Annotated in this window: 11 protein-coding genes and 1 pseudogene; 3 read left to right on the forward strand and 9 right to left on the reverse strand. The window is 38.3% G+C overall.

The features are described 5' to 3' along the window. Window positions 1–64: 64 nt before the first annotated feature. The 3 genes and pseudogenes from B554_RS0112495 to B554_RS0112505 all read right to left on the reverse strand — a co-directional run. On the reverse strand, window positions 65–1,306 hold the full coding sequence (locus B554_RS0112495) for a lactonase family protein (RefSeq protein ID WP_019458316.1): 1,242 nt from the start codon (window positions 1,304–1,306) through the stop codon (window positions 65–67). Window positions 1,307–1,553: 247 nt separating this feature from the next. After that, window positions 1,554–6,059 carry a translocation/assembly module TamB domain-containing protein gene (locus B554_RS0112500; protein WP_019458317.1) on the reverse strand — a complete coding sequence of 1,502 codons (4,506 nt, stop codon included), beginning with the start codon at window positions 6,057–6,059 and terminating at the stop codon, window positions 1,554–1,556. A 26-nt stretch (window positions 6,060–6,085) separates the two neighbouring features. Continuing rightward, window positions 6,086–8,539 (reverse strand): annotated as a pseudogene (locus B554_RS0112505) (autotransporter assembly complex protein TamA); the annotation flags it as partial. 435 nt (window positions 8,540–8,974) lie between these two features. Here B554_RS0112505 and B554_RS0112510 point away from each other — a divergent pair. Together B554_RS0112510 and coq7 are read left to right on the forward strand one after the other, a co-directional pair. Beyond that, window positions 8,975–10,297, forward strand: a complete 1,323-nt coding sequence (locus B554_RS0112510; RefSeq protein WP_019458319.1) for an MFS transporter — start codon at window positions 8,975–8,977, stop codon at window positions 10,295–10,297. Between the two features lie 3 nt (window positions 10,298–10,300). Beyond that, window positions 10,301–10,936: a 2-polyprenyl-3-methyl-6-methoxy-1,4-benzoquinone monooxygenase gene (coq7, locus tag B554_RS0112515; protein ID WP_004700887.1), complete on the forward strand. Its 636-nt coding sequence runs from the start codon at window positions 10,301–10,303 to the stop codon at window positions 10,934–10,936. A gap of 45 nt (window positions 10,937–10,981) precedes the next feature. Here the strand turns inward: coq7 and B554_RS0112520 are convergent, their stop codons facing one another. Then, entirely contained in the window at window positions 10,982–11,530 is a 549-nt protein-coding gene (locus B554_RS0112520; RefSeq protein ID WP_019458320.1) for a DUF2799 domain-containing protein, read from the reverse strand. A 406-nt stretch (window positions 11,531–11,936) separates the two neighbouring features. Here B554_RS0112520 and B554_RS0112530 point away from each other — a divergent pair, with 406 nt between their 5' ends. Continuing rightward, entirely contained in the window at window positions 11,937–13,361 is a 1,425-nt protein-coding gene (locus tag B554_RS0112530) for a glutamine synthetase family protein (RefSeq protein WP_019458322.1), read from the forward strand. 76 nt (window positions 13,362–13,437) lie between these two features. Here B554_RS0112530 and B554_RS0112535 read toward each other — a convergent pair whose 3' ends face one another. Genes B554_RS0112535 through kdpA form a run of 5 tightly spaced genes read right to left on the reverse strand, consistent with a single transcriptional unit; the run spans window position 13,438 to window position 21,235 of the window. Further along, a complete protein-coding gene (locus B554_RS0112535) occupies window positions 13,438–14,154 on the reverse strand; it encodes a response regulator (RefSeq protein ID WP_019458323.1) in 717 nt (238 codons plus the stop codon). 11 nt (window positions 14,155–14,165) lie between these two features. Beyond that, on the reverse strand, window positions 14,166–16,820 hold the full coding sequence (locus B554_RS0112540) for a sensor histidine kinase (protein ID WP_019458324.1): 2,655 nt from the start codon (window positions 16,818–16,820) through the stop codon (window positions 14,166–14,168). Window positions 16,821–16,858: 38 nt separating this feature from the next. Then, on the reverse strand, window positions 16,859–17,464 hold the full coding sequence (kdpC, locus tag B554_RS0112545) for a potassium-transporting ATPase subunit KdpC (protein WP_019458325.1): 606 nt from the start codon (window positions 17,462–17,464) through the stop codon (window positions 16,859–16,861). Between the two features lie 13 nt (window positions 17,465–17,477). Next, window positions 17,478–19,517: a potassium-transporting ATPase subunit KdpB gene (gene kdpB / locus B554_RS0112550; protein WP_081400381.1), complete on the reverse strand. Its 2,040-nt coding sequence runs from the start codon at window positions 19,515–19,517 to the stop codon at window positions 17,478–17,480. An 8-nt stretch (window positions 19,518–19,525) separates the two neighbouring features. Next, entirely contained in the window at window positions 19,526–21,235 is a 1,710-nt protein-coding gene (gene kdpA, locus B554_RS0112555) for a potassium-transporting ATPase subunit KdpA (RefSeq protein ID WP_019458327.1), read from the reverse strand. Window positions 21,236–21,298 lie beyond the last annotated feature (63 nt).

The following is a 21,298-nucleotide window of genomic DNA, read 5'->3' on the forward strand; positions in this document are numbered from 1 at the left end:
AACCGAGATACTCGCTCACGGTCTTTTATATGAAGTGTCAAAAATATAGGTTGCTTTACTCAAATTAATTAAAGAACTTAATATCAGTAGGTGTAGATATTTTTGCAGCATCGCCAGCAGGTTTTAAACTACCGCTTTTTGCATCAAAGCGGAACAAACTGATGTTATTACTATATACATTCGTCACATATAAATATTTACCTGTTGCATCAAAGGAGAAAGCTCGTGGTTCAATGCCATTAGCTTTATAAATGACTGGTTGACCTAACAACCCATTTTGTTGAATTTTAAATACCAAAAGTTTGTTGTCTGCACCACGATTGGCAGCAATGATATATTTGCCATCTGGACTCAAGATAATTCCACTCGCACTCTTAAATTCAGGTGTTTTATCTTCGTGTACCAACTTTAGCTCAGCAATTTTTTTCAAATGTCCATCTTGTACATTAAACGCTACAATTTCACTTCGCATTTCTGCGGTAATGTACGCATGTTTGCCATTTGGAGAAAACACCATATGGCGCGGTCCAGAACCATGAACAAACTTCACATCTCGACTGCTGTCTGCTTCAAGTGGTTGGGGTTTGTTAGGGTTATAACGAAAGGCATAGACTTTGTCATTTCCTAGATCGCTCGCATATAAATACTTACCATCTGGGCTGAAAGTTGTCGAATGTGCATGACCACTTTCCTGACGACCTTTGACATGGCCAGAACCTTCCGCGAAAACAATATTCTGTACCATTTCACCTACATGTCCATTTGGCAAAATTGGCAAAACGGCTACACCACCACGACCTTTATCAAATGCAGAATAATTCGACACGAATAGGAATTTACCATCTAAACTGATTGAGGCGTGTGTTGGATGCCCACCATGGCTATCTACTGTGTTTAGCACCTCTACCTTTCCGTTTTGAACTGATAATGCAGTGACCTCTCCTAAATTTTCTTCATTTGTTGTATATGCAAAACGGCCATCTTTCGATTTCACAATCCAAGAAGGACTTTTCATTTTTAAAACTTTAATAGGAGTTAAAGTCCCATCCGTATTAACTTTAAACTGGTACAAACCTTCACTGGCCTGTTTTGGTTTTTGCACAAGTGGTGCATTAGGAATAGATGTCCAAGTTCCCACTAAAGCGATTTGTTGATCTGCGGCATTCACCATGTTGCCCCACCCAAGTGATAAAAACGTCAACGACAAAGTTGCTGTTAATTTCTGAATCAATGCACGATATTTAAGCTTTATATCGTTATCCTTGCTCTCTGTAATTTCAACACAAATAACTTTTTTCACTGGCATTTCCTTGAAAATTCACCTTATTTGTAATTATCAACAAGGCTTTATCGATCTAATTTCATTTAATGATTTTGAAAATTAATTTATAAAACAGCAATTTTCAAGTGAAGTTTCTTTAACCAGAACCGTGTTTAATATGTGATTACTTCAAAGTAAATTAATGATCTATATGAGAATTATTAATTTTTTTAAAATGGTATAACCTTAATAAAATAAGAGCCCACTTAAAGTGAGCTCTTAATTCATACATTTAGAAACGCCAGTTGTAGAATAAGTCGATCGCTCTTTCTAAAGACTGACTTGCTTCTAAATATAAACGGCGATTCATTTGATAACGTAAGGTAAGTTTATTGACTGGCGTAAATACACCAACACCATAACGAATAAATAAGTCAGGTGTGATATATCCAGTTAAGCTTACCTGAGTATCATCCCCTGTACCTTGGGCATCTAAGGCAAGTCCACTTAAACCAAAAGTACGACCAATTTGATTCGTTAAAGCACGAGTGCCACCTAAGCCCATACTAATACCTGCGGCAGCAATAGTATTGTTTACATCAGATTTAAAACCTTCCGAATTACTTAAACCGCTTGAACCTTCATTAATACGACCTGTTACCAATGCATTCAAGGCTTCTTGTTCAGACAAACCAGCATCATTATAAACTTGAATACTTGGTGATGACGCAGTACCCGTAACACGCACACCAACCATACTGCCCTGAACATTTTTATTCGCATCAATATCTAAAGTCGGGTTTGACAGTGGCCCATTGAAACGAGCAATTGCACGATTTAAATCTAAGCTTTGACCGTATGCTTCAATTTTCACTTTTTGACTTACACCAATAGCACCCATCGCGCGCATCGCAGTTTCATAACCACGTTGAGTCAAGTTCAAACGACCAACTAAAGGAATATTACTGTTAAAGCCTTGGAAGATTACTTGGTTACCAATATTCACCGAAATATCAGCACGAATATCCCAAGGTTTAGCTGCGCGTAAAATTGCAAGTGGGTCTTGGCCCTGACGGACGATACGCACATCTGAAGATGTATTAATAACAGGTGCCGTTGTTTCAGGCATTGAAATACGTGCACGAGGAACATCTACAGACCCTTTCAAACTTAAACGTTTATCGAAAGGATACATATCAAGTGTCAAATTCGGATTTGCAATTGCTGTAATTAATGGTGCTTGGCGTACCAGTAAGTTATCACCTTTTAAGTTCAACTGTAGACGCGGTGAATCTTTCCAGTCGAAACTGCCTTTAAGTAAACCTACCCCTTGTCCACTGTTAAATGCACCATCAATTGTTGCCATATCCTGACGAATAGATGAATACACTTGTACGTTGGTTAAGTTCACTGGCAGGGAAATCATACTGATCGCCCCGTTTTTCAATCGCATTTCACCCGTAAACTGCGGTTGGGTTAAAGTACCATTTACTTTACCAGCTAAAGCTAACGTACCACTCATTGAGCGTACATCTTGAATAAATGGTTTCAAAACTTTTAATTGCACATCATTAAAGGCCACCTCACCACGCATTGGCATAGAGGGTTGGTATGGATTAATAATGACATTTGCATAGCCAGTACCAATATCAGGTGTTTTGACATCAACGCGTAACAATAGACCATCTGAAATGCTTTTCGCAATTACACTGAGCTCGTCATAAGTCAACGTGGTTGGCGGATCCTGAGGATCTTCAGCAGCTAGGCCTAGTTCACCTTTTCGAGTTACTAAACGTGCGTCAAGTTTAGGATGCCCACCATTTACCCAAGAAGCTTTTGCATAACCATTGAGCTGACCTGTCATTGCCAACCCTTCTGGCATGAAAGCAGCAAAATCACCTAAATCCAGATTTTGAGTAACAAATGAAATATTACCCTGTGCTTTACTTACACGTACAGGTTGATCAAGACATAACTGACTATTTTTACTCTGCCAACAATGTTGCCCAACAAATAATTCAGAACGTGCTGATGAGAAAATAATAGGTGCATTTTGATTTTGTGCTAAACGAATTCGTCGCGAATCAAAACTTCCTTTTTGAATTTGGCCTAACCAATCATTATTTTGGTTAAAACCACCTGCTAACTGAACATAGAATTTAGAAACATTATTATTTGCCTGCACTTTTAATAAATGCGCTTTCCGTGTTCCTGTTAAATTAACTTCAGCAGACTGAATTAGACGGCTACCACTACGTAAATTATCTAACTTAGCTGTGAGCTGGGTTGGTGTTGTTTCAGATGTTGGTAGTTCACCCTGTATACGCAGTTTTTTAATGCTCACTAAATTAGTATACGCAAAGTTATCAACTGCAATATTCGCGGTAGCTTTTAGGCGAGGTTGAGATTGGACACTCAAATCTCCATAGGCACGTCCACTCAAACCAGGATACAACTCATAAAGTGCAGGTGCATTGAGCTTAATTTTTAAATTTTGCGCATTACCCGTTGCTTGTAACTGATTTTGTGCATAAACCAAAAATAAATTATTCGCTTCGAATTGTTGAGGTAAAAAGCCCTTTTGGTTCGAATCCATAAGTACAGATAAGTTACCTTTACCTCTCACTGGCTTGTTATTCAAAAATCCTGCAAGATTCAACTGTTGAATATCAATACGCTTTAACTTATCAGACCAAACACCTTGCGTTTTTACATTTCCTGAAATTTCGCCTTTTACACTTGAAGCAAAATATTGAGGTTTAAAACGTACAAGCGAGCTATTGATATCCCAAGCAATACGATCTTTTAAGTTTACTGAGCCAGTCGCATAGATTTTTCCAGCAACACCATCATGTTGTAACTGGTTAATTCGAATAAACTCTGGAGTACCCGCAATAGAGAACTTTAATAATCCATTCGCCTGATTAAGTGCTTTCAAAGATCCATCATAATTAACTGCAAAACCTTTAAACCCACCACCTGCTTTAACATCATTAAATAATAAAGCAGCTGTACTTTTCCCTGCTAACGCAACCGTTTCTTGGCCTGCTTGAGCCAATTGACCTTTTAAATCGATTTTTTCAAGTTGAATAATTTGTTGATTTAGCTTTGCAAAACCACTTGCTTTGATTGATCCATTAAGTAGGTTAACAGGTGCTGCTGTATGAATACTTTGCGGATTAAAGTCTTTTGCATTTAATAAGGCATTCCAAGCCAGCTGACGTTTTTCAGTAGGCAATAAAACCTTGGCCTGACCTGTAAGACTGCCTTTTTGAGCAGCAAAACTAAAACTAGGAACATTGAGAATATTATCTTTCACATTCAACGTTGCGAGATATTGTCCTGCTGGTAATAGAGTCTGTTCATGCTGATATACTTTGGTTGCGACTTTAATATCTTGCTGACCATCTCGCAAAGTCAGATCAACTTGTCCACTATCACTGCTCAACCAACCTATATATGGCATAGCACGGTCTATTTTTGACCAAGCCACATTCATAAACATTGGTTGAGGTTTTTTATTCTTTTCAGGTGCTTGGTTTAATTTAAGTTTCCAAGATTCATAACGGTCGAAGTCTACATTCGCTAATACTTCAGTGCCTTTTTCTAAAGAACCAGTGGAAGAAACTGCTGCATCTAAACTTGGTGGTAAGAAGTCCTGAACGACTTGAGGAATCGCTTTATCTTTAGGATTAACATGATCTAAACGACCTTTTATGTCCCAAGTAACATAGTCTTTCCAGCTCACTAACCCTTTAAGGTTAATTGCACCTTTCATGACTTGGCCATTAAAGTCAGTAATATTCAACTGATGTACTAAATCAGTATTCATTAAGGCATTGTATTGGCCTTCAGGTAAGTTCGCACCTTTTAAATCTGTATCAAGTGCTAAGTTAAGCTTTTGAACATTACCCTCAAATTTAATAACACCATTTTTAGCAAATAATTTTTGATCAACTAGTAAAGGCAAGTGATAATTTTTAAGTGACAAAGCCCCTTGCATTGGAACTTCATGACGAACTGGATGTAAAACAACCCAGCCTGTTAAGAGGTCTGGTGTTGTCGTTGCTACGCCAGCTTGTAATGTATCTAAACTTCCTCTGGCTGCAACTTTTATATTTTGAATATTTAAGCTTTTTAAAGAAGGAATTCTTAAATCTGCTGTCGCATTAAGCGGATATTTCCCACTAAAATCCATGTTCCCTGTTGCGTTATGTACAGAAAGATAACCCATATCCATACTTGAGTTTTCAAACTTCAGCTTTGTCTCTGACCACAGCGCATCGTTTAAGTGGACATCATGAAAATTTACAACAGAACCCGAATTTTTAATTTCTAAATGATCAACATCTGCCTTGTCTATACGTAAAACAAATGGCAGTTTTATAGGTTTAAATCCAAATGGTTTATCTGACGGCGGCGCTTTATTAATAATGATTAAGTTACGTACATCTGCGTTGCTTAAATGGACTTCTTTTTCTAATAGTAAAGAACGCCATCCTAAGCGAACATCAGCTCTATCTAAAGTAACATCGACTTCTGCCAACTGAACAATAATATTTTTAAGGATAATCCCTCTAAGTAAATTACCCCCTTCATATTCATATTTAATGACTTGTTGAGCTTGTAAAACACGGTCTAATAAAAAACGGCTTCCACGGTCAGTCGACATCATAATAATGATGGAAGCAACAAGTAATAAAAGTATGATTAATATTGTCAGCAAGAAGCTACGCAAAATACGTCGCTTCTTAGGAGAGCTTGGTGCCGAAGTGGGCTGCTGTTCTACTTCCGCCATAAAATAAACCTAATAAAATTTTATTTTTAAAGTTGTGGACCAATAAAGAAATGCAAACGAATTGGATGATTTTCATCTGAAATACCCGAAGCTACATCCAAACGAATTGGGCCAATAGGTGACTTCCAACGAATACCAACACCAACGCTATAAGCGGTCGGGTTACTAAAATTCTTATCGTAAGCATTACCAAAATCAGAAAAAATTGCTGCTCGCCAACCTTCTTTGAATTGATAGTTGTATTCCAGAGAGCCTACCGCTAGAGCTTGTCCACCAATTTTATATCCATCTACTTCCGGAGAAAGACTTTTGTAGTCAAACCCACGAATTGTTTGGTCACCACCTGTAAAGAATCTTAAATTGTATGGAACTTTATCAAACTCATCGGTAAAAATATAACTAAGATCTGATCGGCCCACAAACTGATGGTCATCATGCTCACCTAAAGAATAAATAAATCTCCAACCAGCTGTTGCAATTGCCATATTGGCATCGGAAAGTAAACTGCTACTTCCCAGTTCTAACTTATAACTTTGTTTAAATGCTTTAGTTGGGTTTAAACGTGTATTACTTGAAGTTTTAGAAGTTTCATAACCAAACAATAACGCTTCTTGCTCTGAAGCGGCAGTTTTAAAAGCATCGGGTAACTCAGAAATATCGACATTTCCTTTTTGAGTTAAACGATCCAGACGATAACGAACTCCAATGGTATGTTGCCAATCACCTAACGGTTTTTTAATAACGCGCTCTCCACCAAACACGGCAGATTCGGTTAATAAACTGACATCAGGCCCAATATTATCTCTAGTCTCACGTTCATAACCACCCACAATGTTAAAGTAGTCATTTAATGGGTGTTTATAAGGAATACTATAACGGCCATCTATGGACTGACGAATTTGAGAAAGCTCAAAGTTCGCGTCAAATGAATGACCATATTCGTTCACAATTGAACGACGATATTGACTACGTAAGCGAGCTCCCGTATCGGTACCATAACCCACACCAGTTTCCAGACTATTTAATCTGTCTGCATTTAAAGTCACAATAACTGGAATTCTTTTTTCTTCACGTGCTTTGGCTTGTAAACGGTCTTGTTCCGATTCTTGCTCTTCATGATCTGCTGCAGTTTTTAAAGCGGCTGGAGCTGCAGCTAATTGTGCATTTTCAGTCCCAGCAAATTGTTTTTCGTCTACAACATTTTGACTAACCTCTTTAGTAGGTGAGGCTAATTGACGTGCTTTAGCAAGTTGTTGTTGCTCTGGAGAAAGCAGTTTTGATTCGTCAATCGTAACATTCTGCTGATCGACCAGTGCTTGTAAATCTGGAGGTAACTCAAGCGGCTTTTCAATTGGATCAGGTTTAATTGAATCGACCAGAGTATAGTTAAAATACCGCGAGTTAGTCAGGTTATTAGCTAAAGCATTTACACGCCAAAATGTATAGTCATCGCCCTCTTTCCAAGGCGCCATACTTTCCAAAATATTTAATTTGATAGGTAATGGTTTTGAAGGATCGCTCATACGAAACTCAACCTTACCAAGCTTGTATCGCTCACCCGTTTCATATTTGAGATTAATATCTGCTTTGTTTTCAGGTTGGCTGACTTTTACATCGTGTAACCGCCAGAATGCATCAAAGTATCCATTATTTGATGCAGCATCTACAATTCGGCTTTTAGTTGTTTCATACAGACCATGGTTAAAAATATCTCCTACATCTTGGTCTGGAACTAAACGAATAACTTGGAACTGTGGTTGTTTTGCACCTGCTCCACTAAATTCAATATTTTGTTCATTAATTCGAACAGGTTGATTTGGTGTGACTTTTACGCGTACTCGACTTGCACTTAATTTTTCAAAACGAAATTCGGCATTGTAATAACCTACAGCTTGTGCGGCTTGGTTACTTAAACTTCTAAGCTGTGGTAACGCAGAATTAAAATCTTCAAATGATTCTTGGGTAAATGTAGATAACTTACCTTTGATATTTTTAGCAAGATCATCCGGTGCACCACTAACCTCCGCAGTGATACGTGGAATTTGTTCCATCGGAGTCACACGCGGCGGACGAATTTTATTGATAATACGTTTAAAGAAACCTTTCTCTTCAGGTGGTTCTTCTGTAGCGGCTGTAAGTTCTGGTAAAGTTTTTCCTGTTTCATTTGCTTCGACTACAATCTTACTATCCGATTGAATCTCACTCATGAGTTGGTCAATATTTACAGGTGCTTGAGTAATTTCATGTAATTCTGCTTGAGATGCATCATTGACCACCATTTCTGGATGTTTTTGAGTTCCATTTTGGAAGTTTTGCGCTTCAGTTTTTGCCTCTTCTGCAACCCGATAAATTTCATTTGCCATACTCTGATCAACAGGCATAACAGGTAAATCATCAAGGTTATCCAGCGTGATTGGCTTAAATTCTTCAATCTGATTTGGAAATTGTTCTTGTTGTTGCAATATAGCCAAGCTATCTTGTTGCTGCTGTGCTTGAGTTACAAGCGTCGCAACATCCGTAATTGGAACATCATTTTGGTTATTTGTACTCGTTTGTTGTAGTGATAAATCAGTTACGGTCTGTTGGGCTGGTGGTGTTACTGTTTCTGCCGAACTTTCGGCATAACAAGGAGTAACACATAAACTTAACAATAAGCTGCTACAAATAAGTTTAGGTATACTCTGCATTTTTAAGATTAAATGCATAGAGTGAGAAAGAGTTGACTGTTTAAACTTAATTTTAGAAGGCATGGAAAACTCTAAACTTATTTTTTAATAAACGCACCAATATGAGGATAAAACTCACTCGAAACCATTGATTTTTCATTTAATCAAGCGTTAAAAATATCATACATGGTTTTCGATGCAAATTAACACTCGGTCACATTTTTTAATAAAACTCAATGAAGCTTGCACATGATGAAACAAGATGAATCCCTGATGACATCACGTCGGTTTGTACCGATGTTTTTTACACAGTTTTTTGGCGCATTAAATGACAATGTTTTTAAGCAAGCTTTATTGTTAGTCATTACGTATGGTTGGATTCAACAACAATCTGCCCCAGTAAGCACACTCAATAATTTAGCAGCATTATTGTTTATATTGCCATATTTCTTTTTTTCAGCAACTGCTGGACAAATTGCAGACAAATACGAACGATCACAACTTGTACGCGGCATAAAAATCTTAGAAATTATTATTATGCTCATTGGTTCTGCTGGCTTTTTATTGGGGCATTTATGGTTGCTGCTCTTCGCCTTATTTTTAATGGGTACACATTCAACTTTCTTTGGCCCAATTAAATATGCAATTTTGCCTGAAATTTTAAAACCAAACGAACTCATGTCGGGTAATGCCTTATTTCAATCTGGTACATCGATGGCGATCTTGTTCGGCATGATTTTAGGTGGTGCCGTAATCGCATCATCAGAAGGCAATTTACTGTGGATTAGTATGACTGTAGTCGCTATTGCTTGCATAGGCTATGTGTTTAGTCGCTTTATTTTGCCACAGAAAGTTGCTGCGCCAGATTTAGATATAGACTGGAACTTTATTCGGACAAGCTTCCAAACCATTACATATGCCAAAAGTTTACCGTTAGTGTTCACAATTTTATTAGGTAACTCGTGGTACTGGTTTTATGGGGCAACTTATTTAACGCAAATTCCGCAGCTGACTCAGCAAAATCTTCATGCATCGGAAAATGTAGTTAGCCTGTTACTCACCTTCTTCTCTGTCGGAATTGGTGTTGGTTCATTACTTTGCCGTAAAATTGGTGGTTCGGAAATTAATATCAAAATGGTGCCAATCGGTGCAATTGGCCTTACTGTTTTTGCACTTTACCTTGCAGCCAGTCTAGCTTTTGTACCTGAAAGAACTGGAGCATTACTGACCTTAAAAGATATTTTCACTCAAGGTTGGGTTTACTACCACGTCATGATTGCTGTTACTTTATTGGGTATTAGTGGTGGTTTTTATATTGTTCCTTTATATGCCATGATGCAGGCTTACTCACCACGCTCACATCGTGCCCGTGTTGTTGCAGCGAATAATATTTTAAATGCTGTATTCATGGTTTCTTCTGCAATTTTCTCAATCTTAATCTTAAGTGTTTTAAAAATTGATATTAAAATACTATTTATTATTACAGCTGTACTTAGTGCAATCTTTAGTATCTGGCTTCTCGCCCGACTAAAACCGATGCTTGCCACAGCACATCTTTCTTTGGAGGACTAATTTATGCGCCACTACACAGGAATTGATCAACTTATTAACTCCTTTGATCAGGCATTACGTAGTCTTGTCCCAGGTGCAACAGCAGCACAGCGCCAAAATCCGGCTGAAACGGCTGAAACAAAACTTGGAGTAGAAGATGCTCGCCATGTTGCGGGCTTAATGCGTGTTAACCATAGCGGTGAGGTATGTGCTCAAGCGCTTTATCATGGACAAGCATTAACGGCGAAATTGCCAAATGTGCGCCGCGAAATGCAACAGGCAGCGATTGAAGAACAAGATCATTTAGCTTGGTGCGAAGATCGTTTAAAAGAGTTGAATAGCCATACAAGTTTATTAAACCCTATCTGGTACGGGCTATCATATGGTATGGGTGCTCTTGCAGGTATTGCTGGTGATAAATATAGCTTAGGCTTTGTTGCTGAAACTGAGCGTCAGGTGAGCATGCATTTGCAAGATCATTTAAACCAATTACCTGCTCAAGATGAACGCTCTCGTAAAATTTTAGAGCAAATGAATGAAGATGAATTACATCATCGTCATACAGCACTCGAAGCAGGTGGTGTTGAATTACCTTATGCGGTAAAAATCAGTATGACCGCTATTTCAAAATTAATGACAAAAACGAGTTATTATCTTTAAAAAAACAAAGGATTGATCTCATTCAGATCAATCCTGTTTTAAATATTATTTTAATCCGTGATCATATTTGAAACGTTCAATATCTCGAATTGAGTTCCAATAGTTACGATTAATACGGTCACGATCATTTTGTAGATCTCTTAAAAGCTTACGATAACGTTCACGTTCTTCTGGCTTTAATTTTTCGTTATAAGCACTGTCAGAATACTGCTTAAACTTTTCATCATAACGGTCGTATTCATTTTTTGCATTGTAGTAATCTGAGGCAGCTCGATAATAAGGTCTTAAACGATTACGCTGCTCGATTGGGCATACATTAATATTACCGTTCCCCTCTAAAGCGTTATAAAAAATGTTTGATGGCTGGCAATAATACCCTAGACCTTCTTTATAGCCACGTTCATATGACTTTTGATCTGGAACAATATTAGCTTTTCCACATGCTTTGTAATATTGATCTAAGCGCGGTGAAGAACCTTTTGCTCCATCTTTCTCACCCACTAATGACCAATTTGCAGTCTTACATTCTTCTACGCTCATTGCAGCACAACCTGAAAGGCTGATTGCTAAAATGGCTAAACCGATATTTTTCATATTAAGAGAACTCAAAAATAAAATTTAAAAAACGCAAAAAAAAAATTTCATTACATACCTATATAAGTCCTACTTTATTCGAGACTTATACATAAATGTTTAACTGGATAAGCATTTTAAGTTTAAATCAGTTTCACCATCTGACCAAATGATAGAGTTCAATTTCCAACCACATTTAACTTTAGAAAGTGAAATCCGTAGAAGTTTTATATCTCTCCTACTATTCATATACGCTAATTTTACTTTAAAAATCCATTATCAAAATAAATCCCAATACATTGATTATAAATATAAAAAATTAAATTTTTCATAAAATATTCTTCAACCATCTTTACTCTTTTTTTACGCGATTTCCTTCAAAGGCTCAGGTAGGATTTGAGTTAAATAACCACCAAGGTTTTTTATAATGAGTACGCTTATTTACCCCAATTTAAACTTAAAAGATTCTCACTTTAAGGCATTTAAAATATCAGATGATCTTATTCCACAAACGAAAATCGATACCTTTAACTCAGAACTTTTTTTAAAAGAAGTTGATGAATATTTAAGTTTATATCCTCAGACTCAACACATTGATATTTGTCTACACGACTTAAACGGGCATATTCGTGGTAAACGTATTGATGTTAAGAGTCTAAAAAATCTATCGAATGGATGTTATTTTCCACTTTCTGTTTATGCCATGAGTCTTGATGGTAAAGTGATTGAAGAGACAGGCTTAGGAAAATATATTGGTGAACCAGATAGACTTTGTCTACCCATTTTAGGCAGTTTACAACCTAGTGCTTTATCTCCTGAATTAAATGCTCAGCTTTACCTATCCATGCAAGAAGAAGATGGTACAGACTGCCGCTATGAACCACGCAATATATTAAAAAAAATATTAAATCAGTTACACGATCATAATTATTTTCCTGTCATGGCTGCCGAGCTAGAGTTTTATCTTTTCTCACCTCAGTATCAGGCTGAAACATGTATAGAAAACCAATGCTTTGATATAGATGCACCAAATAACTATCAACAAGTCCTAGATGAGGTTGAAAAAGCCGCTCTACTACAATCTATTGAAATTACAGCTATTGTTGCAGAGTCATCTCCTGGACAATATGAACTAAATCTTCAACACAGCCATGACATTTTGAAGCTATGCGATCAAATTAATGCTTTAAAAAGAATTGTAAAGCAAGTCGCAAGAAAGCATGACTTAACTGCTTGTTTCATGGCGAAACCGAACTTAGCAAAAGCTGGAAGTGGCATGCATTTTCATATGAGCATGCTGAATCAATACCATGAAAATATATTTAGCTCAGAAGAAGAAAAAGATGAGCTGGCAGCGAAATTACTCAACGCGATTAGCGGACTCATTGAGTTAATGCCTGCATCTATGGCGATTTTAGCGCCTAATATTAATTCTTATAGACGTTTTAAAATTGGTCATCATGTGCCATTAGAAGCCAATTGGGATACCAATAATCGTAATGTCGCAATTCGTATTCCATGCTCAGATGTACAAAATCAACGCTTAGAATATCGGGTTGCTGGAGCTGACTGTAACCCCTATCTGGTTACAGCCACTATTTTAGCGGGCGTATCTTATGGCTTATCTCATAAGTTACCGCTACCAAAACCTGCACATCTTTTGAAGTTTCAAGATGAGCACATTTTATTAGCCAACAATCAGCCGGAAGCCTTAAAAATATTTAAAGGAAGTCTTATTTTAAAAGGGTATTTAGGGGCAGACTTTGTAGAACATTGGTACACAGTGAAACAAGCTGAATATCAAAACATTTATAGCCAAATGACTGAAGCAGAACAACATTGGGATATATAAATAAAAAAGCAAAAAAACTATAAACCACTTTGCAAACCCTTAGGGAGAAATACCCTAAGGTTTTTTTTATATCTCATTAATGATTTTTCTGTTTAGCTAAAAAGCGTAATCCCACACCAGGTTCAGTAGCAATATAACGTGGTTGAATCGCGTTATCTCCCAGTTTACTGCGTAACTTACCCACCAAAATACGCAAATAATGCGTATCTTCCTGATGGGTTGGTCCCCATAATTCTTTTAAAAGTTGTGGCTGGGTTAAAAGCTGCCCTTGATAGCGTATTAATAGCGTTAAAAGTTGAAACTCTTTTCGAGTTAAAGTAATTGACTGTTGCTCGACCCAAACCAAACGTTGTGTGACATCGACTTTAAGATAACCATCGTCATAAATATGTGCTTCTTGCTGAATCGGTTGATTTCTTAAGATGACACGTATGCGTGCCAAAAGCTCTTGGACACTAAAAGGTTTGGTCATGTAATCATTTGCGCCAGCATCGAGCAAAGCAACTTTTTCGTATTCATCAGCGCGTACAGATAGCACAATAACCGGCACATTTGACCAGCTACGTAACTCTTGAAGGACTTCTTTCCCATCTAAATCGGGTAAGCCCAAATCTAGGATAACCAAATCAGCCCCTTGTGTTGCTAAAGCTTCTAGACCTTTATAACCCGTTTCGCAGAGCGTGGTTTTATACTTTTGAGTTCTTAAAGCAATGTCTAAAAATTTACGGATTTGAGGCTCATCATCAATAATCACAATGCGTGTTTCTACAGGTGATGTTTCTGAACTTATCATGAATTTACAACTTATTCTTTTACTGGGTGAATGGGTAATCTGATTTGAATTAAAGTACCTTTATTTTGGCGCCCTGAAAATGCTTCTATTGTACCCATATGAGCACCAATAATCGCTTTTACGATTGTAAGCCCTAAACCAGTACCAAATTTTCCACGGTCTCCTCGTTCCATCGTATAAAACATATCAAAAATACGATGTCTTTCGTCTTCAGGAATTCCCGCACCTCTATCTTCAATTTCAATTTTTACTTCATCTTCTGATGAAAGTTGAGCACGAACCATGACAGATTCATCTGGAGGTGAAAAGTTTGCGGCATTTTCTAAAACATTAAAAATAGCTTGCTCTACCAGCGCTGGGTGAACATACAAACTAATGGATTTCTCAGGTAACTGAACAACCACTTGAGTATCTGGTTTATAACGCTTTAAACGGCGGGTTGCCGAACCAATTAACTCATCTACTCCAATCCAGTCTCTTTTTAAAGTTAAGCCTTCGTGGCCTAAGCGCGTCATATCAAGCAAGTTTTGAATATAACGGTCTAAACGCTCACCTTCTAAATGAATTGTTTCAAGTAAATCTTGCTGGTCTTGTTCTGACATCTCAGCTTTAAAATTGGCAAGCGTGTCTGCTGCGCCAATAATAGAAGCAAGTGGTGAGCGTAAATCATGCGATACCGAAGATAATAAAGCTGAACGTAAGCGCTCTGTTTCACTAGTAACTTTTGCTTGTTCAAGTTCATTGACCAATTGGGTTCGAAGTGCTGCCTGTGCAATGTACTCAATTACACTTTCAGTTAGTTTTTTTTGCTCAAAATTTAGAGAAACTACATCATCCTTAAAGTAAATTCCCACTATACCTAGGCTATTTTTCTGTTCTAAAAGTGGTAAAAACCACCAGTTTGATTGACTAAGAGTATCGGTAAAACGCCCACACGGTTGTTGATGTTTTAAGCACCATTCTGCGGCTACTTTTTCTTTATCATTTAGCTCAATATCAGATGAAATGACTCTATCTTGAATAGAAATCCACACTTTAGTTTGAAGCTGGGTTTCTAAAGTCATACGTCCTGTTTGCATGACTTCTTCAAGGTTCACCGCACTAGAAAGCTTACGTGCCAAGTCTTGCATCACTGTGGTGTAGGCATTGGCAGCTTTTAAAGACAAAACTTGCTGGCGTAACTGAGAAGCCAACCGCCCAGCGATTAAAGCTGCTGCAAAAAAAGCAACAACGGTAACTACACCTTGGTGTGCTGAAATTTGAAATGTAAAACGTGGTGCTATAAAGAAAAAATTGTAGGCTAAGAAACAAATAAGAGCGGCTACTACTGCAGCAAGCATTCGGGTTTTCGTTGCTACAATTAAAACTGAAATAATGAAAATGACAGAAAAGTCTTCAATACCCAATAGAACTTCGGCAAAGTGAGCTATAAAAATACTGACACATGTAACCGCTAAAACAAAAACACTTTCTTTTAATGATAAAAATGATGGCTTTTCAAGTTGAGTTGTCTTTTTAGTGCCCTGTTCTGGATGCAAAATCGTTAAAGCAATCGAATTTTCTTGATTTAATAATTGCTGAGCTAAATTTTTCTTAAATAACTTTAACCACCACGGCGAAATACTTTTGCCAATGACCAGATTGGAAATACCTCGATCAAGTGCAGCATCCATTAACACTGATGCAACTCGATGCCCATATAAAACTTCTGTTCGCCCCCCGAGTTGGCGAGCCAACTCAAATGCTCGGTCAATTTCGATATATTCTTTTTTATATGAATTTCCTGAACTCTGCCCAAAGTCCAAACTTTTAGCAACATTCACTACAGTCCATGTTGCTCCATAGCGTTCAGCTAACCGACAACCTGCCCGCACTAAATATTCAGAAGAACCTTGTCCATCTATCGCAATCATCAATTCATTTTGCAACGAGATAGACTTCAAACCCTTAGAGGTGTAACTCTGTTTTAAATCTAAATCGACATGCTCAGCAACACATTGCATTGCTAGTTCACGCAATGCTGTCAAATTTGAAATGCTAAAAAAGCCTTGCAATGCCAGATTCGCTTGCTCCGGCACATAGACTTTTCCTTGATGGAGCCTTTCAATGAGTTCACTGACAGGTAAATCAATTAAACGAATATCTCGAATACGATCAAATACACGATCTGGCACAGTTTCATTTACTCGAATGCCCGTAATCTGATGCACCACATCGTTTAAGCTTTCTAAATGCTGAATATTCATGGTGGTAAATACATCAATACCTGCATCTAGCAATTCATTGACATCTTGCCACCGTCGTTCATGGCGACTATTGGGTATATTGCGATGAGCCAACTCATCAACTAAAACAATTTCCGGATGCCTGAGTAAAATAGCATCCAAATCCATTTCTTCTAAAGTATGCCCCTGATATTGCATTTCCTTTCTAGCAATTTGAGGCAAGCCTTCCAAAATTTTTAGAGTTTCTATTCTTCCGTGGGTTTCAACAATACCAACAACAACATCTGTACCTTGTTGAAATAACTCTTTAGCGCGGGCAAGCATGGCATAGGTTTTGCCGACACCAGGCGCTGCACCGAGAAAGACTGTTAGTCGACCGGCTTGATATCTATTTACATGATTTAATAAGGCTTCAGCCTGATTTTCGCGATTGCTTTGCACTTGATATCATCCGGTAAACTAACAATTTTATTTTCAAGTTAATGTGTAGATTGTAATTGATCTAAAGCGATATTGAGTTCTAATACATTAACACGAGCTTGCCCTAGTACACCAAACTGAACTGGTTCAATATGCTTTTGTAGTAACTCTTCTACAACTTTAGGGTCTAAATGACGCGCTTGAGCCACTCTGGCAACCTGTAACTGAGCTGCCTCAGGGCTAATATGCGGGTCGATACCACTACCTGATTTCGTCACTAAATCACTTGGAATAGGGACATTACCTGTGCGGTCTTGTTGTTTAACCGCAAGAATCTGAGCATCAATTTGTTTTTGAAGCTCTGGATTGGTAAGGGCTAAGTTTGTGGCCCCCATAGATATTGGGTCATAAGCAACCGCTGAAGGACGTGGATGAAAATAAGCCTCTCCTACAAATGGCTGAGCGACTAATTTTGACCCTAGAACTTTATGGTTTATTTCAATCAAACTACCATTTGCTTGATTGTTAAATAACACCTGTCCCGCACCTGTAGCGATCGCACTATAAACAGCACCACAACCGACAAGGGTAAAAATTAGAAGTCCGAAAGATGCTCTTAAGGTCTGACCCAAATTTGCTTCTGAATTTTGTGCATAAGTTTTCATTTCAAACTCCAGATTACAAACCAAATAATTGAACAATAACAACATCAATCGCTTTAATGGCAATGAATGGTAGAACCACACCGCCCACCCCATAAATCAACATATTTCGACGTAGTAACTGAGTTGCAGTTGAAGGTTTAAATTTCACGCCACGGAGTGCGATTGGAATTAATAGCGGGATAATAATCGCGTTAAAAATTAATGCAGATAAAATCGCGCTATTTGGACTCGCCAAATGCATCACATTCAATACTTGCATTTGTGGAATCGCAGCAGCGAACAATGCAGGCAAAATGGCAAAGTATTTAGAGACGTCATTTGCTAACGAAAATGTTGTCAAAGCACCGCGGGTAATCAGTTGCTGTTTCCCAATCTCAACCACAGCAAGAAGTTTGGTTGGATCTGAGTCTAAATCAACCATGTTGCCGGCTTCTTTTGCAGCTTGTGTACCCGAGTTCATGGCTAAGCCAATATCGGCTTGTGCTAGTGCTGGCGCATCGTTAGTTCCATCACCGACCATCGCAACTAAACGACCTTGTTGTTGTTCGGTGCGAATACAAGCGAGTTTATCTTCTGGTTTTGCTTCGGCAATATAGTCATCTACACCCGCTTCAGCAGCAATCGCAGCAGCGGTTAATGGATTATCACCTGTGACCATGACAGTTTTAATACCCATTTCTCTTAAACGAGCAAAACGTTCTTTAATACCGTGTTTAATTACATCAGAGAGTTCAATCACACCCAATACATGATGTTGATTTGCAACAACCAACGGTGTTGCCCCTTTTTTAGCAACTTGTTCAACACGTGCTTTTAACTCTAGATCTTGAGAATAATCTTCATCTACAAATTTCAAGATTGCATCTAAAGCACCTTTACGAATTTGCTCACCATTCGGTAAATTCACACCAGAAATTCGAGTCGAAGCACTAAAAGAGATAAATTCGGCTTGCTCAGGTTCTTGCTGTTTTAAACCTTGTTCTTTTGCTAACTTAACAATCGATTTCCCTTCTGGTGTTGGGTCGGCAAGTGAACTTACCCAAGCAGCAGCTCTCAACTCCGACTCACTTACAGAAGTTAAAGGATAAAAAGAAGTCGCTTGACGGTCACCATAAGTAATGGTTCCTGTTTTATCGAGTAAAAGCACATCAATATCACCCGCAACTTCTACTGCTTTACCTGATTTCGCCAAAACATTGGCTTTGAGCGCGCGGTTCATACCCGCAATACCAATCGCAGGTAACAAGCCACCAATGGTTGTTGGAATTAAGCAGACTAACAATGCTACGAGTACAACCGGATCAAGTTCAATATGCAAATAATGAGCAATAAATGGTAGGCTAATCACAACAATTAAGAAGGTAATTGTCATCACCATTAATAAGAAGCCAAGTGCAATCTCATTTGGTGTTTTTTGACGATTTGAACCTTCAACCAAAGCAATCATACGGTCTAAGAAACTTTGACCAGATTCAGCAGTCACTTGCACAACAATACGATCTGTAAGAACTTTAGTCCCACCAATAACACCTGAACGGTCAGTTCCAGCTTCACGTAGCACAGGTGCAGACTCACCTGTAACAGCCGATTCATTAATGGTCGCAAAGCCTTCTACAATTTCACCGTCGGCTGGAACAAGCTCACCTGCATGAACTTCAATATAATCATTTAAATGAAGTTCAGTGGCTGCAACTTGAGTTGCTTGGCGGTCTGTCAAAGAATTAAGTCTTCGAGCAGTCAAGTTTTCTCTTGCTGCACGTAATGAAGATGCCTGTCCACGACCTCTAGCCTCTGCAACTGCTTCAGCATAGTTAGCAAATAAAATCGTAATGAACAAAATTGCTGTGACGACCAAACCGAATACCAGTGTGGCATATCCCATTAAGGTACTTAGAGCAGTGATTACTGTTCCAAGCCATACAATTGCCATGACTGGATTTTTAATTGCATGCTGGGGTAACAATTTTATAAAAGCATTTTTCCAAACTTCAAAACTTGGTACTGCCACAGTTGTTTTATGGCTATTTATATGAGTTTGTGTATTCATTTTCACTCGCCTCCTTAGCCTTTAACCAACAACAGTTGATCGGCAATTGGCCCAAGGACAAGAACTGGCATAAATTGTAATAAGGTAAGCAATACAACAATCGTAATCAGCGTTAAGGCAAAGGTTGGCGTTTCAACCTGAAGGCTACCTGTTGTTTCGGGTGCTTTTCTTTTTGCTGCTAAACGTGTCGCAATCATTAATGGCAAAATTAATGTCGGGAAGCGTCCTAAAAGAAGAGCAAGACTACAAGTGACATTCCACCATACGGTGTTGTCTCCAAGGCCTTCAAAACCTGAACCATTGTTGGCAAACGCAGAAACATATTCATAGAACACTTGGCTAATACCGTGTGGTCCAGGGTTTGTGATACCTGATAATCCCGGAATACTAAGACTCAAGGCTGTAAAAGCCAGAATAATAAGAGGCTGAATTAAGATAATAATCGCAAGTAACTTGATCTCTGCTGCTTCAATTTTGCGTCCAAACAATTCAGGTGTACGGCCTGTCATTAAGCCTGCAATAAATACAGCGAGTAACAGATAAATCATAAACTGTTGCAGACCACAGCCTACACCGCCCCAAATGGCATTAATCAACATATTAATGAGTTCAACCAGCCCAGTAAGAGGTGCCGAAGAATCATGCATCATATTGACCGAACCATTATTTACTTGTGTGGTCAGCGCAGCCCACACTGCTGATGATGCAGCTCCAAATCGTTGTTCTTTACCTTCCATTACGGCAATTTGCGATGCTGTCGATGACATACTTTCAGACCAGACAGCTGCTGCACCTGAAATAACCGACATTAAAAGCATGCTACCAAACACAAAGTAGGCAAATTTTTTACGTCGAGTAAAATGTCCCACCATAAAAACGACTGTGATTGGAATGAGTAAAATCGCTATCATTTCTAATAAATTAGATAGCGGCGTTGGATTTTCTAAAGGTACAGAACTATTTGGACCATACCAGCCACCACCGTTACTACCCAATTGCTTAACAGCAACCATGGGTGCAACTGGACCTAATGGAATTTTTTGGGTTTGTACGGTATTCGCTTTATCAATAAGCTGTACTTCTGGCCCACCCTGAAAAGTTGCTGGTACGCCTTGGCTGTTAAGCAACAATGACCAGACAAAACAGAGTGGAAGCAAAAAGCGGACTGTAGGGCGTATTACATCTGCCCAATAGTTACCAATTAAAATTTGATCTGGCTGTTCAGCAACATCGGCCGCAATATGGCTAGGACGTTGATAAAAGAAAGCTCTTAAGGTCGCAACAACTAAAGCTAATCCCATCATTGGTGTGATGACTTGCAAACCTACAATACCTGTCATTTGCGACAAATAAGACAATTGAGCTTGACCAGAATAATGCTGTTGGTTTGTGTTGGTTAAAAATGAAATAACTGTGTGTAATGCTAAATCCCAACTCATATTTGGTGCATGATTTGGGTTTAATGGCAGCCATGCTTGCGTCATAAAAATAGCAAAAACGGCTACAGCTAAAAAAATACAGCTAACAACAAATGCTAAAGAATATTGTTTCCAGTTCATTTGTTGTTGTGGAGATATACCTAACAAGCGATATACAGGATTTTCAATCCAACGAAATAATCCATCGCCAACCATCGGCTGATTTGCCATTACTTGCGATAGATATTTGCTAAGGCACCATGCTAAAAAAATAGCAATAAATAAAACAAGGATAAGTTCTAACATGGCTATTCTCCTCTATACCCCTTGGCTTGATTTGCCAAAATGGAAATAAGGAGAGATGAAGAA

Source organism: Acinetobacter sp. GG2 (assembly GCF_000292385.1).
In the GTDB taxonomy this organism is placed as follows: domain Bacteria; phylum Pseudomonadota; class Gammaproteobacteria; order Pseudomonadales; family Moraxellaceae; genus Acinetobacter; species Acinetobacter seifertii.